This window comes from Streptomyces sp. NBC_00663 (genome assembly GCF_036226885.1).
Taxonomy (GTDB): domain Bacteria; phylum Actinomycetota; class Actinomycetes; order Streptomycetales; family Streptomycetaceae; genus Streptomyces.
The window spans coordinates 7,635,248-7,650,723 of record NZ_CP109027.1 but is presented as its reverse complement, the minus strand read 5'-3'; the positions used below and the strand labels follow the sequence as shown (position 1 = coordinate 7,650,723).

Here is a 15,476-nt window from a genome sequence, read left to right as displayed (position 1 = left end):
ACTCATCCCCCACGGCGCGGGCCGCGCCGCACTGTTCGACCGACTAGGAGAGGGCATGGCCTCGCAAACGCACGACGACTCGCCGGAGAGGCCGCCCGAGGGGCGGTGGGGGCGGGCCGTTCAACTCGGCGGCTCCGCCGTACTGTTGGCCATCGCACTGACCGCCGGGTCCATCGCCTTCGGCGCCCTGCGGGACGGCGGCGGTACGGCCGTCGCCGCCGCGCCGAGCGCCATGTCGCCGGCGCTGCTGTCCAACGGTGATCTCGACACGAGCATCGCCTCTCTCCAGGACCATCTCCGGTCCCAGCCGAAGGACTTCGGCGGCTGGGCCACCCTCGGACTCGCCTACGTCGAGCAGGCCCGCACCAAGGGCGACCCCTCCCGCTATCCGCAGGCCGACAAGGCCCTGGACCGGTCGCTGAAGCTGAAGCCGGACAACGAACAGGCCCTCGCCGGGCGCGCCGCCCTCGCCGCGGCCCGGCACGACTTCGCCGACGCCCTGAAGTACGCCGACCAGGTGCTGCGGCAGAACCCCTACAACGAGCGCGCCCTGTCCTCCCGCGTCGACGCCCTCGTGGAGCTCGGCCGCTACGCCGACGCCGCGAAGGCCGCCGACACGGCCGACGCCCGCAAGCCCGGCGTCCCCGTCTTCACGCGGTACGCGTACGTACGGGAGCTGCGCGGTGACGTCACGGCCGCCGAGCGGGTGCTGAAGCAGGCCCTCGGCTCCGCGACCACCCCCGGCGACGTGGCGTACGTCGCCGCCCAGCTCGGTCAACTCGCCTGGAATCAGGGCGACTACGAGTCGGCGCTCACCTACTACGCCCGCGCGCTCGCCGCCGACGAGGACTACATCCCCGCCCTCGAAGGCCGGGCCCGCGCCCAGGCCGCGAGCGGCGACCGGGCCACCGCGGTCAAGAACATGGAGGACGTCGTCGCCCGCTATCCGCTGCCGGGACCGCTCGTCGAGCTGGGCGAGCTGTACGAGCAGGAAGGCGAGCGGGCGAAAGCCGACGATCAGTACGCCCTCGTCGACGCCTGGACCGCCCTCGCCCGCGCCAACGGCGTCAACGCCGACCTCGACACCGCCCTCGCCGCCGCCGACCACGGCGACAAGACCGCGGCGCTGCGCGCGGCCCGCGCCGAGTGGGCCCGCCGCCACACCGTGCACACCGCCGACGCCCTCGCCTGGGCACTGCACGCCAACGGCAAGGACTCCGAAGCCCTCCCCTACGCCCGCGAGGCCACCGCCACCGGCTACCGCAACGCCGCGTTCCTCTACCACCGCGGCATGATCGAACGCGCCACGGGCCACGCCGAAGATGCCCGCACCCACCTCAAGGCCGCCCTGAGACTGAACCCCGGCTTCTCGCCCCTGGGCGCCGCCGAGGCCCGTAAGGCACTGAAGGCACTGGAGGCGGCCAAGTGAAGTCCCGTCGTCGCCTGTTCGCCTCCGGCGCGGCCGTCCTGACGGCCGTGTGCGCGCTCGTGCTCGTCCCCTCGGGCGGTGCGAGCGCGCACCCCCTCGGCAACTTCACCGTCAACCGCTACGACGGACTCGTCGCCGCCCCCGGGCAGCTCCGCGTCGACCATGTCGAGGACCTCGCCGAGATCCCGGCGACCCAGGCCGAGCCGGACATCGAGAAGCTGGGCATGGGCGAATGGGCCCGGCAGCGCTGTGAGAAGGCGGCGCAGGGCAGCGAGGTCACGGTCGACGGCACCGCGGCGACCCTGAGCGTCAAGAGCGGCAAGGCGGCGGTACGGCCCGGTCAGGCCGGGCTCGACACCCTGCGCGTGGAGTGCGAGCTGACGGCGCCGCTCCCCGAGGCCGCGACCGTGTCCCTGGGCTTCCGCAGCGCGGGTGCGGACTCCGGCCCCGGCTGGCGGGAGATCACCGCGCGCGCCGACCGGACGACGCTGACGGCATCGGACGTACCGAAGACCTCGGTCTCCCACGAACTGACCACCTACCCCGGGCAGTTGCTCTCCTCCCCCGCCGACACCACCACCGCGTCCCTGCGCGTCCGGCCCGGCGGCCCCGCCCTCACCGAGGACCGCGACGCCGCCCCGGCCGCCTCCGTGCTGCCCCGCGGCGCCGACCGCTGGACGCGGGCGCTGGACTCCCTGGTCGCCCGCCACGACCTCACCGTGGGCTTCGCCGCCCTCGCCCTCCTCATCGCCGTGGCCCTCGGCGCCCTCCACGCGCTCGCCCCGGGCCACGGCAAGACCCTGATGGCCGCGGTGGCGACCGCCCGCGGCGGCAAGGCCCGTCTCAAGGACGTCATGCCCCTGGCCGCGTCGGTCACGGTCACCCACACCCTCGGCGTGGTCGCCCTGGGCCTGCTCGTCACGGCCGGTTCAGGGGCGGCGCCCTCCGTGATCACCTGGCTGGGCGTCGCGAGCGGCGTACTGGTGACGGGGGCGGGAGTGACCCTTGTACGGCGGGCCTGGCACCAGCGCGGACATGGGCACGCGCACGTGCCCGCCACGGCCCCCAAGCGCGAGTTGGCGCTGGTGGGCGCCCACACGCAGCAGCACGGCCACTCCCATGACCATGACCATGACCACGGTCACTCTCACACGCATGCACACACGCACGGCGGCTTCACCCACACCCACTCCACCGCCCCCACCCTCCGCGGCACGATCCTCCTCGGCTTCGCGGGCGGGCTCGTCCCCAGCCCCTCCGCGGTCGTCGTGCTCGTGGGCGCGATGGCGCTCGGGCAGGCGTGGTTCGGGTTCCTGCTCGTCGTGGCGTACGGCGTCGGGCTCGCCCTCACGCTCACCGCGGCGGGGTTCGCCGTCGTCAGGCTGGGTACCGGGATGAATCGGCTGCTGGACCGGCGCCCCCGCTGGACCACGCATCCGATCACGGCCCTCGTGCGCCGGCACGCACCGCTGATGTCGGCGTTGCTCGTCGTGGCGCTCGGGGCTGGATTGGTGCTCAAGGGGGCGGCATCCGCGCTGGGCTGAGCTACTTTTGGGGAGAAATCACGCGAAGTCATGCGGAGTCGCGAACGCGGCGAGGGCCGCGCATGCTGCGAAGAGGGGGCGCCCGTGTCCGAAGAACCGGGCAGTGAACGTCTGATCGCCGGCCGCTACCGCCTCCTGTCCCCGCTCGGCGAGGGCGGCATGGGAACCGTGTGGCGCGCCCGCGACGAGGTGCTGCACCGCGAGGTCGCCGTCAAGGAGGTGCGGGCGCCCGCCGGACTGGCCGGGTCCGAGGTGGAGCGGATGTACGCCCGCCTTGAGCGGGAGGCGTGGGCTGCGGCCCGGGTCGCCAACCGCAACGTGGTGACGGTGTACGACGTGGCCACGCAGGACGGCCGTCCCTGGATCGTCATGGAACTGGTCCGGGGCGTGTCGCTCGCCGATGTCCTGGACGCGGAGGGCCCGGTCTCGCCGCAGCGGGCGGCGCACATCGGTGCCGAGGTGCTCGCCGCGCTGCGGGCCGCGCACGAGGCGGGGGTGCTGCACCGGGACGTGAAGCCGGCCAACGTGCTGCTGTCGAACGACGGCCGGGTGGTGCTCACCGACTTCGGCATCGCCATGGTCGAGGGCAGCTCCGCGCTGACGATGACCGGCGAGGTGATCGGCTCGCCCGAATTCCTGGCCCCGGAGCGGGCGTTGGGGCGTACACCCGGTCCGGAGTCGGACCTGTGGTCGCTGGGCGTGCTGCTGTACGCGGCGGTCGAGGGCAACTCGCCGTTCCGTCAGAGCACCCCGCTGAACACCCTGCGCGCGATCGTCGACGACGAGTTGCCGCCGCCGCACCGGGCCGGCCCCCTCGCCCCCGTCATCGAGGGGCTGTTGCGCAAGGACCCGGCCGAGCGGCTGTCCGCCGACCGTGCCGAGCAGGATCTGCGGATCGTCGGGGCGGGCGGCACCCTGCGTACGGATGAGTTCCCGCCCGCTCCCTTTCCGTATACACCGACGACCGCCGGGTACCGCGAGGAGCCGCCGACCACGCCGATCCCCACCGGTCCCACCGGTCCCACAGCGCCGCAGCCCCAGCCTCCCGACCGCAACCGCCGTGCCGCGGTCGTGTTGATCGCCGGCCTCGCCGCCCTGGCGCTGGCCATCGCGGGGCTGACGTACGCGCTGCTCAACCGGGACGACGGCGGGGGTGACGCCAACACCGGCAGCAGCACCAGCCGGAGCGAGACCACGCCGAGCGAGCCCGACCAGAACACCGAGGCGCCGCCGCCCTCCTCGTCCGGTCCGACCACGCCCACCACCAGCGCGCCCCCGCCGCAGACCGTCCAGGCCGTGCTGACCGGCGCCAACACCGAGTACGCGGGGAGCTGCCCGCCGGCGCGCGCCGAGGCGCCCTCCTTCACGGCGACGATCACGGTGGGCCGGCTGCCGGCGCAGGTGACGTACCGCTGGAAGTCCAAGGACGGGAAGGTCATGGACCAGGGGTGGAAGACGCTGACGTTCCCGGAAGGGGGCGGGAAGTCCAAGCAGGACACGGCGTTCGTCACGACGTACGACGACAGCGGGACGTATCAGAACGAGATCAGCGTCGAGGTCCGCGACCCGGCGAAGACCACGTCGAACTCGGTGCCGTTCTCGGTGACCTGCGAGACGGAGACCCCGACGGACGGGGCCTCCCCCTCTCCTACCGAGTAGGGACTCAGGCCGCGCTGTTCAGGACGGGCAGATAGCCGCCGGAGTGGCCGGCCGCGGTGGGGTGGTACGACTCGCCGATGTTGAGCCAGTTCAGGCTGTTCAGCCACGAACTGCCGGAGCAGATCTCGTGGTTGGTGAAGGTGCCGCGGACGTCGCCCCAGCTGAAGCCGTGGTTGGCGGCGCGCTTGGCGACGGCGGCGTCGAGGTAGTCCGCGGCGCCGTTGATCGCCGACCGCTTGGTCTCGGAGAGGCCCACGCAGGTGGTGCCGAGCTTGTAGAAGCGCGGGTAGCCGAGGACGACCACATGGGCGTTGGGGGCCTTGCCGCTGATCGCCGAGTAGACGGTGTCGAGCTGGCCGGGCAGCGTCGAGTCGACGTATGCCTTGGCGGTGTTGATGCGGGACAGGCAGGCGCTGTCGGACTGGAGGACGCAGGTGGTCATGACGTCGGAGAAGCCGGCGTCGTTGCCGCCGATGCTGATGGTGACGAGGGCGGTGCTGGTGCTCAGGGTGCCGAGCTGGTTCGCCAGAACATCACCCGTTCGGGCGCCCGAGCAGGCCTTGAAGCTGAACGACGAGGGTGAGTTGGCGGCGGCCCAGAGGTAGGGATAGGCCTTCGTGCTCTGTTTGCAGTCGCCGCTGGAGGAGATGTAGCTGCCGGCTCCGACCCCGGACGAATAGGAGTCGCCGAGGGCCACGTAGGGGCCGGTCGCCGCCTGGGCCGGGGTCGCTCCGAAGAGCGCGGCGCCGGTGGCGAGGAGGAGCGAGGTGACGTATGCGGCAAGTCGGGAACGTCTCATGGAACCTCCCTTTAGCAGGATCTCTGCCACAACCGTCGTAGCAACTACGCGTGTTGACGGGAAGTGTCCATGCCAAGACTTTTCCGTTCTTACACACCGCGACCCTGTGTGTTCGCAGTGTGTTTGATTACGTGCGCATGACAGGTTTGTTGACGCCCTTTCAACTCCCTTCCGCAACCCCCGTAGATGACCCACTCTTTACTCAGCCCAGGACGGGAACGCGACGTTCCGGGTCGTGTGCGCGATCACGCGCGCACCCCCCACTGACGCGCGCCCGACCCCGGTGCGCGTCGCCTATGAGGAGGACTCCCTCGTAATGGCACAACTGCGTAGCAAGAAACTCCGGTTCGCCGCGATAACCAGCCTGGCGACCGCCGCCCTCGTCGGTGGGCTCACCACCCTTCCCGCGCAGGCCGCTCCGGCCGAGGGCACGGTCCTTGCCGCCGACTCCCCCACGGCGATCAAGGACAGTTACATCGTGACGCTCAAGTCCGGCTCCGCGGGCCTGAAGGCGTCGTCGAGCGCCGGCAAGAGCCTGGTCAAGGAGTACGGCGGCACGGTCAAGAAGACGTTCGGCACCGTGCTCAACGGCTACTCGGCCACCCTCTCCGCGACCGAGGCGAAGAGACTCGCGGCCGACCCGGCCGTGGCCCACGTCGAGCAGAACCAGGTCGTCAAGCTCGCCGACACCACGCAGTCCAGCGCCCCCTGGGGCCTCGACCGCATCGACCAGGCCGCGCTTCCGCTTTCCGGCACGTACACCTACCCGGACACCGCGGGCAGCGGCGTGACGGTCTACGTCATCGACACCGGCGTCCGCATCACCCACACCCAGATCAGCGGCCGTGCGTCCTACGGCTACGACGCGGTCGACGGCGACACCACCGCCTCCGACGGCAACGGGCACGGCACCCATGTGGCCACCACGATCGCGGGCAGCACCTACGGCGTCGCCAAGAAGGCGAACATCGTGGCGGTGCGGGTGCTCGACAACAGCGGCTCGGGCACCACGGCCGGTGTGATCGCGGGCATCAACTGGGTGACCAACAACCACACCACCCCGGCCGTCGCCAACATGTCGCTCGGCGGCTCCGCCTCCACCTCGCTGGACACGGCGGTCGCCAACTCCATCGCGAGCGGCGTGACCTACGCGGTCGCGGCGGGCAACAGCTCCGCCAACGCCTCCTCGTACTCCCCGGCCCGCGTCGCCACCGCGATCACGGTCGGCGCCACCACCAGCACGGACGCCAGGGCCAGCTACTCGAACTACGGCTCCACGCTGGACATCTTCGCGCCCGGCTCGTCGATCATCGCGGGCTACAACACCAGCGACACCGCCACCGCCACGCTCTCCGGCACCTCGATGGCCACCCCGCATGTCGCGGGCGCCGCGGCGGTCTACCTCGCGGGCCACACCTCGGCCACTCCCGCCACGGTCGCCTCGGCCCTGGTGAACGGCGCCACCTCCGGCGTGGTCACCAGCGCGGGCACCGGCTCGCCCAACAAGCTCCTGAAGCTCGTCCCGTAGCACGCACCTGAACGGCCGTTCCCCGGAGGCGACTTCCGCCTCCGGGGAACACTTGTCCGCTTGTCCGTACCATCCCCCGCACAGGGCCCTCCGGCTCTTGACGGCCGCCACAGGGCTGAGTCACATTGAAGCCCGGCATCCGGCGCTTCGGGGGGCAAAGTCGCCAATGCAGACCATACGTATCAGGACATCTTCAAGGGACCGTGCCGAGGGCACGCGACCAGGGGCGGGGAGAGGCGCGGAGAGAGACCTGTCGCCGCTGCTCGCGGGGGCCGCGACGGCCGTCGGCGGGTTCGGCGCGATCCTCGCGCTGACCGGCTCGGACTCGCCGCTGCGCGGTCCGTTCACGCTGTTCTTCCTGCTGGCGGCGCCGACCGTCGCCGTCGCCGCCGCGCTGCACGGCCTGGCGCCGCTCGCCCGGGTGCTCACCGCCCTGGCCGGCTCGGTCGTCGTCAACATGCTGGTGGCCCAGGGCATGATCGCCGTGCACCGGTGGTCCTACCGCGGCGGTGTCGTGGCCGTGACCGCGATCAGCGCCCTGCTCCTGCTGCTGGTCTGGGTACGGCGGCGCGGCCGTACCCGGACGGGACGGACTCACTGACGTGGACATCGGTGTGTACCGCCCCGGCGAGCTGAGCGCGGCCGACCGGGCGGCGTGGACGTCGTTGCAGTCCAAGGCCCATCTTCAGGGCTCGCCCGAGCTGGCGAACCCGTTCCTGTCCCCCGAGTTCGCGCTCGCGGTGGGCCGGTGCCGCAGGGGCGTGCGGATCGCGGTCGTACGGGAGGACGGGGAACCTGCGGCGTTCTTCGCGTTCCAGCGCAGCGCCACCGGGGTCGGCCGGGCCGTCGGTCTCGGCGTCTCCGACGCCCAGGGGCTGGTGCACCGGCCCGGCTTCGGCTGGGACGCCCAGGACCTGCTGCGCGCCTGCGGGCTCGCCGTCTGGGAGTTCGACCACCTGGTGGAGGGCCAGGAGCCGTTCGCCGCGGGGGCCCGGGCCGGCTTTCCGTCGCCGGTCATGGACGTCGACCAGGGGTACGCCGTCTATCTGCGGCATCTGCGCTCCCAGGCACCGAAGTTCACCCGGACCACGCTCGCCAAGGAGCGCAGGCTCGGCCGGGACGCCGGAGAGCTGCGCTACGTCCACGACGAGCGCGACCCGGCGATGCTGCGCACCCTGATGGGCTGGAAGTCCGCGCAGTACCGCAGGACCGGGCGCAGCGACCGCTTCGCCCACGACTGGATCAGCCGGCTGGTGCAGCAGCTGTTCCACACCCGGTCCGAGCCGTTCGCCGGCATCCTGTCGGTGCTCTACGCGGGCGAGAGACCGATCGCGGCGCACTTCGGGCTGCGCACCGAGCGGATCCTCGCGTGCTGGTTCCCGGCGTACGACCCGGAGTACGCGAAGTACTCCCCCGGGCTCGTCCTGCATCTGCGGATGGCCGAGGCGGCCGCCGCCGACGGGATCGCGTACCTCGATCTCGGCCGCGGGCAGAAGGAGTACAAGGACTCCCTGAAGACACGGGAGATCACCGTGTCGGAGGGATGGGTGACCCGGCGTCACCCGGTCGCGATCGGGCACCGGGCGCGCCGCGCCCCGGTCCGGGCGCTGCGCAACACCGTCCAGTCCCGGCCGGAGCTGTTCGCGCCGGCGGACCGGATGCTCAAGAAGATGGGAAGGCTCCGTTCGTACAACCAATAGGTTCCGTAACGGTCAAACCAACAAAAACGTGAGGCCTGGTTCCAGGTCTTGCCATACGGGTTCAATCGTCAATACCGTCGTACATCTCACCCGCATCGGTCCGTCGTCAGCGGTACTAGGGGAGGGCTCAAGGACCGCGACAGACCGGCGCGGGGCGCGGTAGGGGGGTGCCGTGCCCGGTGACCGCTTGGGTGACCGGGTCGTGCCGCGCGACCGACTGCCGTTTTCGGCTGTCGGCCAGCTATGCCAGCTCACCCGGGCATGCTCGGAGATCCATTTCGTCATGCCGTAGGTGACAAACCCCCCTTTCGAACCGGACACGAAGCCGGGCCGCCCAGGGGCGGGCGGTCCGACCGGACGAGAGGGAACCAGACTCATGAGCTCTGTTCTGCGCCCGGCGGCGACGGGCCAGGATCCGTCCACGGCCGGCAAGTACCGGCCAGTCTCCACTCACCTGGCCATCGCACCGCCGGTGAGTGTCGTGATCCCCGCCATGAACGAGGCGGAGAATCTTCCGTACGTCTTCAAGACGCTGCCCGACTGGATCCACGAAGTGGTCCTGGTGGACGGCAACTCCACCGACGACACCGTCGAAGTGGCCCGTGAGCTGTGGCCGGAGGTCAAGGTCGTCCGGCAGTCCGGCAAGGGCAAGGGCGACGCGCTGATCACCGGGTTCGAGGCATGCACCGGCGACATCATCGTGATGGTCGACGCTGACGGCTCGGCCGACGGGCACGAGATCCTCAGCTATGTCTCCGCCCTGCTCTCGGGCGCGGACTTCGCCAAGGGTTCGCGTTTCGCCAACGGCGGCGGCACGGACGACATGACCTTCATCCGCAAGCTCGGCAACTGGGCCCTGTGCACCATCGTCAACCGCAAGTTCGGCGCCCGCTACACCGATCTCTGCTACGGATACAACGCGTTCTGGCGACACTGCCTCGACAAGATCGACCTCGACTGCACGGGCTTCGAGATCGAGACCCTGATCAACATCAGAGTGGTCAAGGCGGGGCTCAAGGTGCAGGAGATACCGAGCTACGAGTACCTCCGTATCCACGGCGCGAGCAATCTGCGTGCCGTGCGCGACGGGTTCCGGGTGCTCAAGGTGATCCTCGGCGAGCGCTCCAACCGGCGTGAGCTGCGCCGCCAGGCCCATCACTCCCCGCTGCTCGACTCGGTCCGGGGAGAGGTGTCTTGAGCGGTCCCGACATCTCCGTCGTGATCTGCGTCTACACCGAGGACCGCTGGGAGGACATCCTCGCGGCGGTCTCCTCGGTGCGGGCGCAGTCGTGTCCGGCGCGGGAGACGCTGCTGGTCGTCGACCACAATCCGGCGCTCCTGGACCGGCTGGCCAAGGAGTACAAGGACTCTTCCGAAACCGGGGACGTGCGCGTGCTCGCCAACGCGGGCCCCCGCGGTCTGTCGGCCGGCCGCAACACCGGCATCGCCGCCTCGTACGGCGAGGTGATCGCCTTCCTCGACGACGACGCCGTCGCCGAGCGCGACTGGCTGCGCCACTTCGCCGCCGGGTACGCCGACCCGAAGGTGATGGCCGTCGGCGGGCGCACGATCCCGATCTGGGCCTCGGGCCGCCGTCCCGTCTGGTTCCCGGAGGAGTTCGACTGGGTGGTGGGCTGCACCTACAAGGGCCTGCCGCGCGGCCTGGTGCGGGTGCGCAACGTCCTGGGCGGCAACGCCTCGTTCCGGCGTACGGCGTTCGACGCGGCGGGCGGATTCGCCACCGGTATCGGGCGCGACGGCGACAAACGGCCGCTGGGCTGCGAGGAGACGGAGCTGTGCATCCGCCTCACCCGGGCCAGACCGGACGCCGTGCTGCTGATCGACGACCGTGCGGTGATCCACCACCGGGTGCCCGAGGCGCGTGAGCACTTCGGGTACTTCCGCACGCGCGCCTACGCCGAGGGTCTGTCGAAGGCGCTGGTGGCCCGAAGTGTCGGTGCGGACAAGGGACTTGAGTCCGAACGCCGGTACGCCACCCGGGTGCTGCCCGCCGGGGTGGCGCGCGGGCTGCGGGACGCCGCGCTGGCCCGGCCGGGCGGCGCGGGGCGTGCGGGCGCGATCGTCGCGGGGGTGCTGACAGCGGCCGGTGGGTACGTGGTGGGGAGCGTACGGGCGCGCAAGGGGGGCGCCACGTTCCAGGTGGCGCCGATCGAGGGGGAACCCGGATGACCGTGCCGATTCTGATGTACCACGCCGTCGCGGCCGACCCGAACGACGCCACCCGCGAGCTGTCGGTGACACCGGAAGCCTTCGCCCAACAGATGGCTCTCATCGGCGACTTGGGGCACACCCCGATCACCACGGCCCAGCTGGCGGCGCACTGGCGCGACGGCCGTCCGCTGCCCGGGCGTCCGGTGCTGATCACCTTCGACGACGGCTACGAGGGCGTCCACCGGCACGCGCTGCCCGTGCTCGCCAAGCACGGCTTCGCCGCCACCCTGTTCGTGTCGACCGCGTGGCTGCGCGGCCCGCACGACAACGGCAAGGCGCTGGACACCATGCTGGACTGGCCGCAGGTGCGTGAACTCGCCGCCGAGGGCGTGGAGATCGGCGGGCACAGCCACACCCACCCGCAGCTCGACCAGCTCGACGACGACACGCTGCGCCACGAACTGATCCTCTGCAAGGAGATCGTCACCGACGAACTCGGCACCGCCCCGGCCTCCTTCGCCTATCCCTACGGCTACTCCAGCCGCCGGGTCCGCGAGCAGGTCCGCGAGACGGGGTACGCCCAGGCCCTCGCCGTCGGCAACGGACTGGCGCGGCGCCGGCAGGGGCCGTACGCGCTGCTGCGGGTCACCGTGCGCCGCGGTACGGACGCCGAGGAGTTCCAGCGCTTGATCGAAGGCCGGGCCATCGCCCGCACCTTCGCCCGGGACCGCGCGTTCACCAAGGGATACGCCATGGTCCGAAGAGCACGACAGGTCCGCCGGAAGGCCATCCGTTCCCGTGTCTGACACGACGACCACCACCGAGACGACCGAGCCCGCGACCGAGGCGCCCGAGCAGTCGGGGCGCCGGCTGCGCCTGCCCGGGATGGGGCGCTCGTCCGGCGGCAGCCAGCTGTTCCGCAACGCCTACGCCCTGATGCTGAACACGGGCATCTCCGCCGTGCTCGGCCTCGGCTTCTGGCTGGCCGCCGCCCGCTACTACTCCGAGTCCGCGGTCGGTCAGGGCTCCGCCGCGATCGCCGCGATGAAGTTCCTCGCGGGCCTGACCGCGGTGACCCTGACCGGCGCCCTGGCCCGCTTCATACCGGTCTCCGGCCGCGCCACCGGGCGGCTCATCTTCCGTACCTACGCGGGCAGTTCGGTGATCGTGGCGCTGGCCGCGGGTGTCTTCCTGCTGACGCTGGACGCGTGGGGGCCCTCGTACCGGTTCCTGCACGGGACGGTGAACGGGGTCGGCTTCATCGCGGCCGTCGTCGCCTGGAACCTGCTCACCCTCCAGGACGGGGTGCTGACCGGGCTGCGCAGCGCGATCTGGGTGCCGTTCGGCAACACCGTGTTCTCCGCGGTCAAGTTGGGGCTGCTGGTCGCGTTCGCGGTGGCGATCCCGACGGCCGGTGTCTTCGTGTCCTGGGTCGCGGCGATCGCGGTGTCGGTGCTGCCGCTGGGCTGGCTGGTGTTCCGGCGGCTGGTGCCCCGGCATGTGAAGGCCACCGAGGACCGGGCCCGGCCGCCGACGCTCAAGGAGGTCGGCAGATTCCTCGCGGGCGACTACACCGGCTCCCTGTTCTCGCTGGCCGTCGTCTATCTCGTCCCGGTGATCGTGGCCTCGCAGGTCAGCTCCGAGGACAACGCGTACTTCTACATCACCACCACCATCGGCGGCACCTGCAACCTGCTCGCCATCAACATGGGCGCCTCGCTCACCGTCGAGGGCTCGCACGACCCGACCCGGCTCGCGTCCAACACCCGGGCGGCGCTCAGGCGGATGGCGCGGATCATGCTGCCGGTGGCCGGGGTGCTGTTCTTCGGCGCGCCCTGGATCCTCGGTGTCTTCGGCTCGGGGTACGCCGACGCGGCCACCCCGCTGCTGCGCTGGTTCGCGGTCGGCGCGGTGCTGCGGGTCGTCATGGAGACGTACTTCGCGGTGCTGCGCGCCCAGAGCCGCACCGCCGGACTCGCCTGGCTCCAGGGCCTGTTGTGCGCCCTGGTGCTCGGCCTGACCCTGCTTCTCCTCCCCCGTATGGGGCTGACCGGTGCCGGCGTCGCCGAGATCTCCTCGCTCGCGGTGATCGTGGCGATCGCCGCGCCGAAGCTGTACAAGACGGTGCGGGCCGCGCCGGGCGATGCCGTCCCCGAGGACGCGGCGCCCGACGGCGACCTCGCCGACCTGGGGGCGCGCGAGGCCCCGACCGCGCCGGGTGCCCGCAGGCGTGGGCCCGCCTGGGCGCTCGACCAGGACACCCTCGCCCTCGGCATCCATGTCGACTTCGACCATCTGGAACGCCGCCCGGACGTCCGCCCGGGTCCCGGCACCCCGCCCACCGGCATGCCCGTCGTCCACCCGGAACCGCACCGGCCCACCTGGGCGCAGCAACTGCCCGAACTGGGGCTGCCGGTGGAGGCGCGGGAACCGGGGTCGGAGGCGTCGCTCGGCCCGGTGGAGACGCCGGAGCCGGAGGTGGACGCGCCGTTCGAGCCGTACGAGACGAGGGCACGGGAGGAAGGCACCGTACGGCTCGGGGAGTTCGCACGGCCCGGGGAGTTCGTCCGGCCCGACACCGCCGCCGGCGAGCCGGAACCGGAGCCGCCACTCTCCTGGCGTGACCGGCTCCACCCCAGCCGCGTCGGGGTGATCCTCGGCTGTCTGCTGACCGCCGCGCTCCTGCTGTACTGGGTGCCCGCGCTGCGGCTCGGCGAGGCCGACCTGGATCAGATGGGCGGGCTCGGGCTGATCTCGGTGCTGCCGCTGCCCACCCTGGTCGGCGCCGTCCTGCTCGTGGTGTCCTTCGGTTCGCTGCTGTGGCTGGACCGCGAGCACAAGGCGCTGCTGCTGATCGCGCTGCTCGCGACCGTCGTGTCGCTGCACGCGCTGCCCGCGGTGATCGAGACCGAACCCCGGTTCGCGACCGCCTGGCAACACCTCGGCTTCCTCGACTACATCGACCGGACCGGGTCGGCCGTGCCCGACCTGGACGCGCGCTGGAGCTGGCCCGGCTTCTTCGCGGCGGCCGCGTTCGTCGCCCAGGCCTGCGGGGTCACGGACTTCACCGAGCTCATCCGGTGGTGGCCGCTGGCCGTCCAACTCCTCTACCTGGCCCCGATGTTCCTGCTGGTGCGCTCGATGCGGGCGAGCTGGAAGGCCAAGTGGACCGGCCTGTGGGTGTTCGTGCTGTCCGGCTGGGTCGGCCAGGACTACTTCTCCCCGCAGGGCTTCACCTACCTCCTCTACCTGGTCTTCGCGGCGATCCTGCTCGTCTACTTCCGCGCCCCGCGCGTGATCTGGACGAAGAAGCGCCCCGGCGAGGTGGAGGTCGAGCCGACGAACCGCCGCCAACGGGCCGTCCTCCTCATGGTGCTCATAGGACTGTTCGCGGCGAGCGTCCCGGCCCACCAGCTCACCCCGTTCGTGATGCTGGGCGTGCTGGCGGCCCTGGTCCTGATCGGCAAGTCCGAACTGCGCGGCCTGCCCATCCTGTTCGCCGTGCTGGTGGCGGCGTGGGTGGGCTTCATGGCCGAGCCGTACTGGTCGGGCCACTTCGACGACCTGTTCGGCGGGGTCGGCGGCGTGGGCGGCAATGTGTCCTCGTCGGTGTCGGGCCGTATCGAGGGCGGCAGTTCCACGCACAAGCTCGTCCTCTACACACGGGTGCTGCTCGCCGGCGGTGTGATGGCCTTCGCCTGCTGGGGCTGGTGGCGCCGCCGCGACCACCACTACCGGGAACGCTCGCTGCTCGTCCTCACCTTCGTGCCGTTCCTCGGCTTCGGCATGCAGTCGTACGGCGGTGAGATGGCCCTGCGCGTCTTCATGTTCGCGCTGCCGGGGGCCGCCCTGCTCATGGGGCTCGCCCTGTTCCCGCGGACCGGGCTCACCGCGAAGGAACGTGCCAAGGACCGGGTGAGTCTGGCGCCGATGGCCGCGGTGCTGGCGGGCCTGCTGCTCATGTTCGGCTTCCTGGTGGCCCGTTGGGGCAACGAGCCGTTCGAGCGGATCCGGCCCGGCGAGGTCGCCGCCATGGAGTACGTGTACGCCCACGACGATCCGACGGTCAGGCTGCTGTGGCTGAGCAACGACACGGTCGACAACGTGACTCCGGCGATGCCGTGGGGCGCGCGGGACATGGAGAAGGTCTCCTACGTGCCGACGCTGGCGCCGACCGACCCGGTGCTGGTGTCCAGCCTGGTCAAGGCGTTGAAGGACGCGGGCCCGAACTCGTATCTGATGATCAACCGCAGTCAGGTCACCTATCTGGAGATGGACGTCGGCTACACGAAGTCCTGGCAGCCGCGGCTGATCGAGAACCTGGACAAGCGGGCGGAGCTGAAGAAGGTCTTCGTCAACGCGGACGTCACCATGTACGCGCTGGCCAAGGAGCCCGCGGGCAAGGTCGCGAAGGCGGACCCGGGCCCGATCGGGCCGCAGGTGACCTGGACGCCGTGGTCGGTGGTGGGCGGCCTCGCGGCGCTGGCGCTGATCGTGCTGCTGACCGCGCGTGAGGTGGTCCGGGTCGCGGTGCGGCCGGGGGTGCGGCAACTGCGCTGGCTACAGAGCAGCTTCTGGTTCTCGCTGCCGCTGCTGGCGGTGCTGTTCGCCTCGCTGGTGCAGCGGTTCCTGACGATGAAGTAGC

The 15,476-nt window shown here is 71.3% G+C and carries 11 protein-coding genes; 10 read left to right on the top strand and 1 reads right to left on the bottom strand.

Annotated elements, in window-relative coordinates; all coding sequences use genetic code 11:
- The first annotated feature begins 4 nt into the window (after positions 1 to 4).
- From OG866_RS34670 to OG866_RS34660, 3 genes are all read left to right on the top strand, one after another.
- Complete coding sequence (locus tag OG866_RS34670; RefSeq protein ID WP_443063671.1) at positions 5 to 1,429, top strand: tetratricopeptide repeat protein; 1,425 nt, start codon at positions 5 to 7, stop codon at positions 1,427 to 1,429.
- Positions 1,426 to 2,973: a nickel/cobalt transporter gene (locus OG866_RS34665; protein ID WP_329340926.1), complete on the top strand. Its 1,548-nt coding sequence runs from the start codon at positions 1,426 to 1,428 to the stop codon at positions 2,971 to 2,973. Before OG866_RS34670 ends, OG866_RS34665 begins: the two co-directional genes overlap by 4 nt.
- Before the next feature lie 84 nt (positions 2,974 to 3,057).
- Positions 3,058 to 4,632 carry a serine/threonine-protein kinase gene (locus tag OG866_RS34660; protein WP_329340924.1) on the top strand — a complete coding sequence of 525 codons (1,575 nt, stop codon included), beginning with the start codon at positions 3,058 to 3,060 and terminating at the stop codon, positions 4,630 to 4,632.
- A 4-nt stretch (positions 4,633 to 4,636) separates the two neighbouring features.
- Here the strand turns inward: OG866_RS34660 and OG866_RS34655 are convergent, their stop codons facing one another.
- Entirely contained in the window at positions 4,637 to 5,431 is a 795-nt protein-coding gene (locus OG866_RS34655; RefSeq protein ID WP_329340923.1) for an SGNH/GDSL hydrolase family protein, read from the bottom strand.
- Between the two features lie 316 nt (positions 5,432 to 5,747).
- Between OG866_RS34655 and OG866_RS34650 the strand changes: the two genes are divergently transcribed.
- From OG866_RS34650 to OG866_RS34620, 7 genes are all read left to right on the top strand, one after another.
- The gene (locus OG866_RS34650) at positions 5,748 to 6,959 is read left to right on the top strand and encodes a S8 family peptidase (protein ID WP_329340920.1); all 1,212 of its coding nucleotides are present in this window, start codon (positions 5,748 to 5,750) and stop codon (positions 6,957 to 6,959) included.
- Positions 6,960 to 7,125: 166 nt separating this feature from the next.
- A complete protein-coding gene (locus OG866_RS34645; RefSeq protein ID WP_329340918.1) occupies positions 7,126 to 7,560 on the top strand; it encodes a hypothetical protein in 435 nt (144 codons plus the stop codon).
- Position 7,561: 1 nt separating this feature from the next.
- Complete coding sequence (locus tag OG866_RS34640) at positions 7,562 to 8,659, top strand: GNAT family N-acetyltransferase (protein WP_329340916.1); 1,098 nt, start codon at positions 7,562 to 7,564, stop codon at positions 8,657 to 8,659.
- Positions 8,660 to 9,035: 376 nt separating this feature from the next.
- A complete protein-coding gene (locus OG866_RS34635) occupies positions 9,036 to 9,857 on the top strand; it encodes a glycosyltransferase family 2 protein (protein ID WP_329340915.1) in 822 nt (273 codons plus the stop codon).
- A complete protein-coding gene (locus tag OG866_RS34630) occupies positions 9,854 to 10,849 on the top strand; it encodes a glycosyltransferase family 2 protein (protein ID WP_329340913.1) in 996 nt (331 codons plus the stop codon). Before OG866_RS34635 ends, OG866_RS34630 begins: the two co-directional genes overlap by 4 nt.
- Positions 10,846 to 11,637 carry a polysaccharide deacetylase family protein gene (locus OG866_RS34625; protein ID WP_329340911.1) on the top strand — a complete coding sequence of 264 codons (792 nt, stop codon included), beginning with the start codon at positions 10,846 to 10,848 and terminating at the stop codon, positions 11,635 to 11,637. The genes OG866_RS34630 and OG866_RS34625 overlap by 4 nt, the downstream gene beginning before the upstream one ends.
- Entirely contained in the window at positions 11,630 to 15,475 is a 3,846-nt protein-coding gene (locus OG866_RS34620; protein ID WP_329340908.1) for a lipopolysaccharide biosynthesis protein, read from the top strand. Before OG866_RS34625 ends, OG866_RS34620 begins: the two co-directional genes overlap by 8 nt.
- Position 15,476: the final 1 nt, after the last annotated feature.

What these genes read in the sequence shown, in the direction of transcription:
- OG866_RS34650 (WP_329340920.1), top strand. Translation starts at nt 5,748, where the DNA reads ATGGCACAACTGCGTAGCAAGAAACTCCGGTTCGCCGCGATAACCAGC.
- OG866_RS34645 (WP_329340918.1), top strand. Translation starts at nt 7,126, where the DNA reads ATGCAGACCATACGTATCAGGACATCTTCAAGGGACCGTGCCGAGGGC.
- OG866_RS34635 (WP_329340915.1), top strand. Translation starts at nt 9,036, where the DNA reads ATGAGCTCTGTTCTGCGCCCGGCGGCGACGGGCCAGGATCCGTCCACG.
- OG866_RS34625 (WP_329340911.1), top strand. Translation starts at nt 10,846, where the DNA reads ATGACCGTGCCGATTCTGATGTACCACGCCGTCGCGGCCGACCCGAAC.
- OG866_RS34655 (WP_329340923.1), bottom strand. Translation starts at nt 5,431, where the DNA reads ATGAGACGTTCCCGACTTGCCGCATACGTCACCTCGCTCCTCCTCGCC.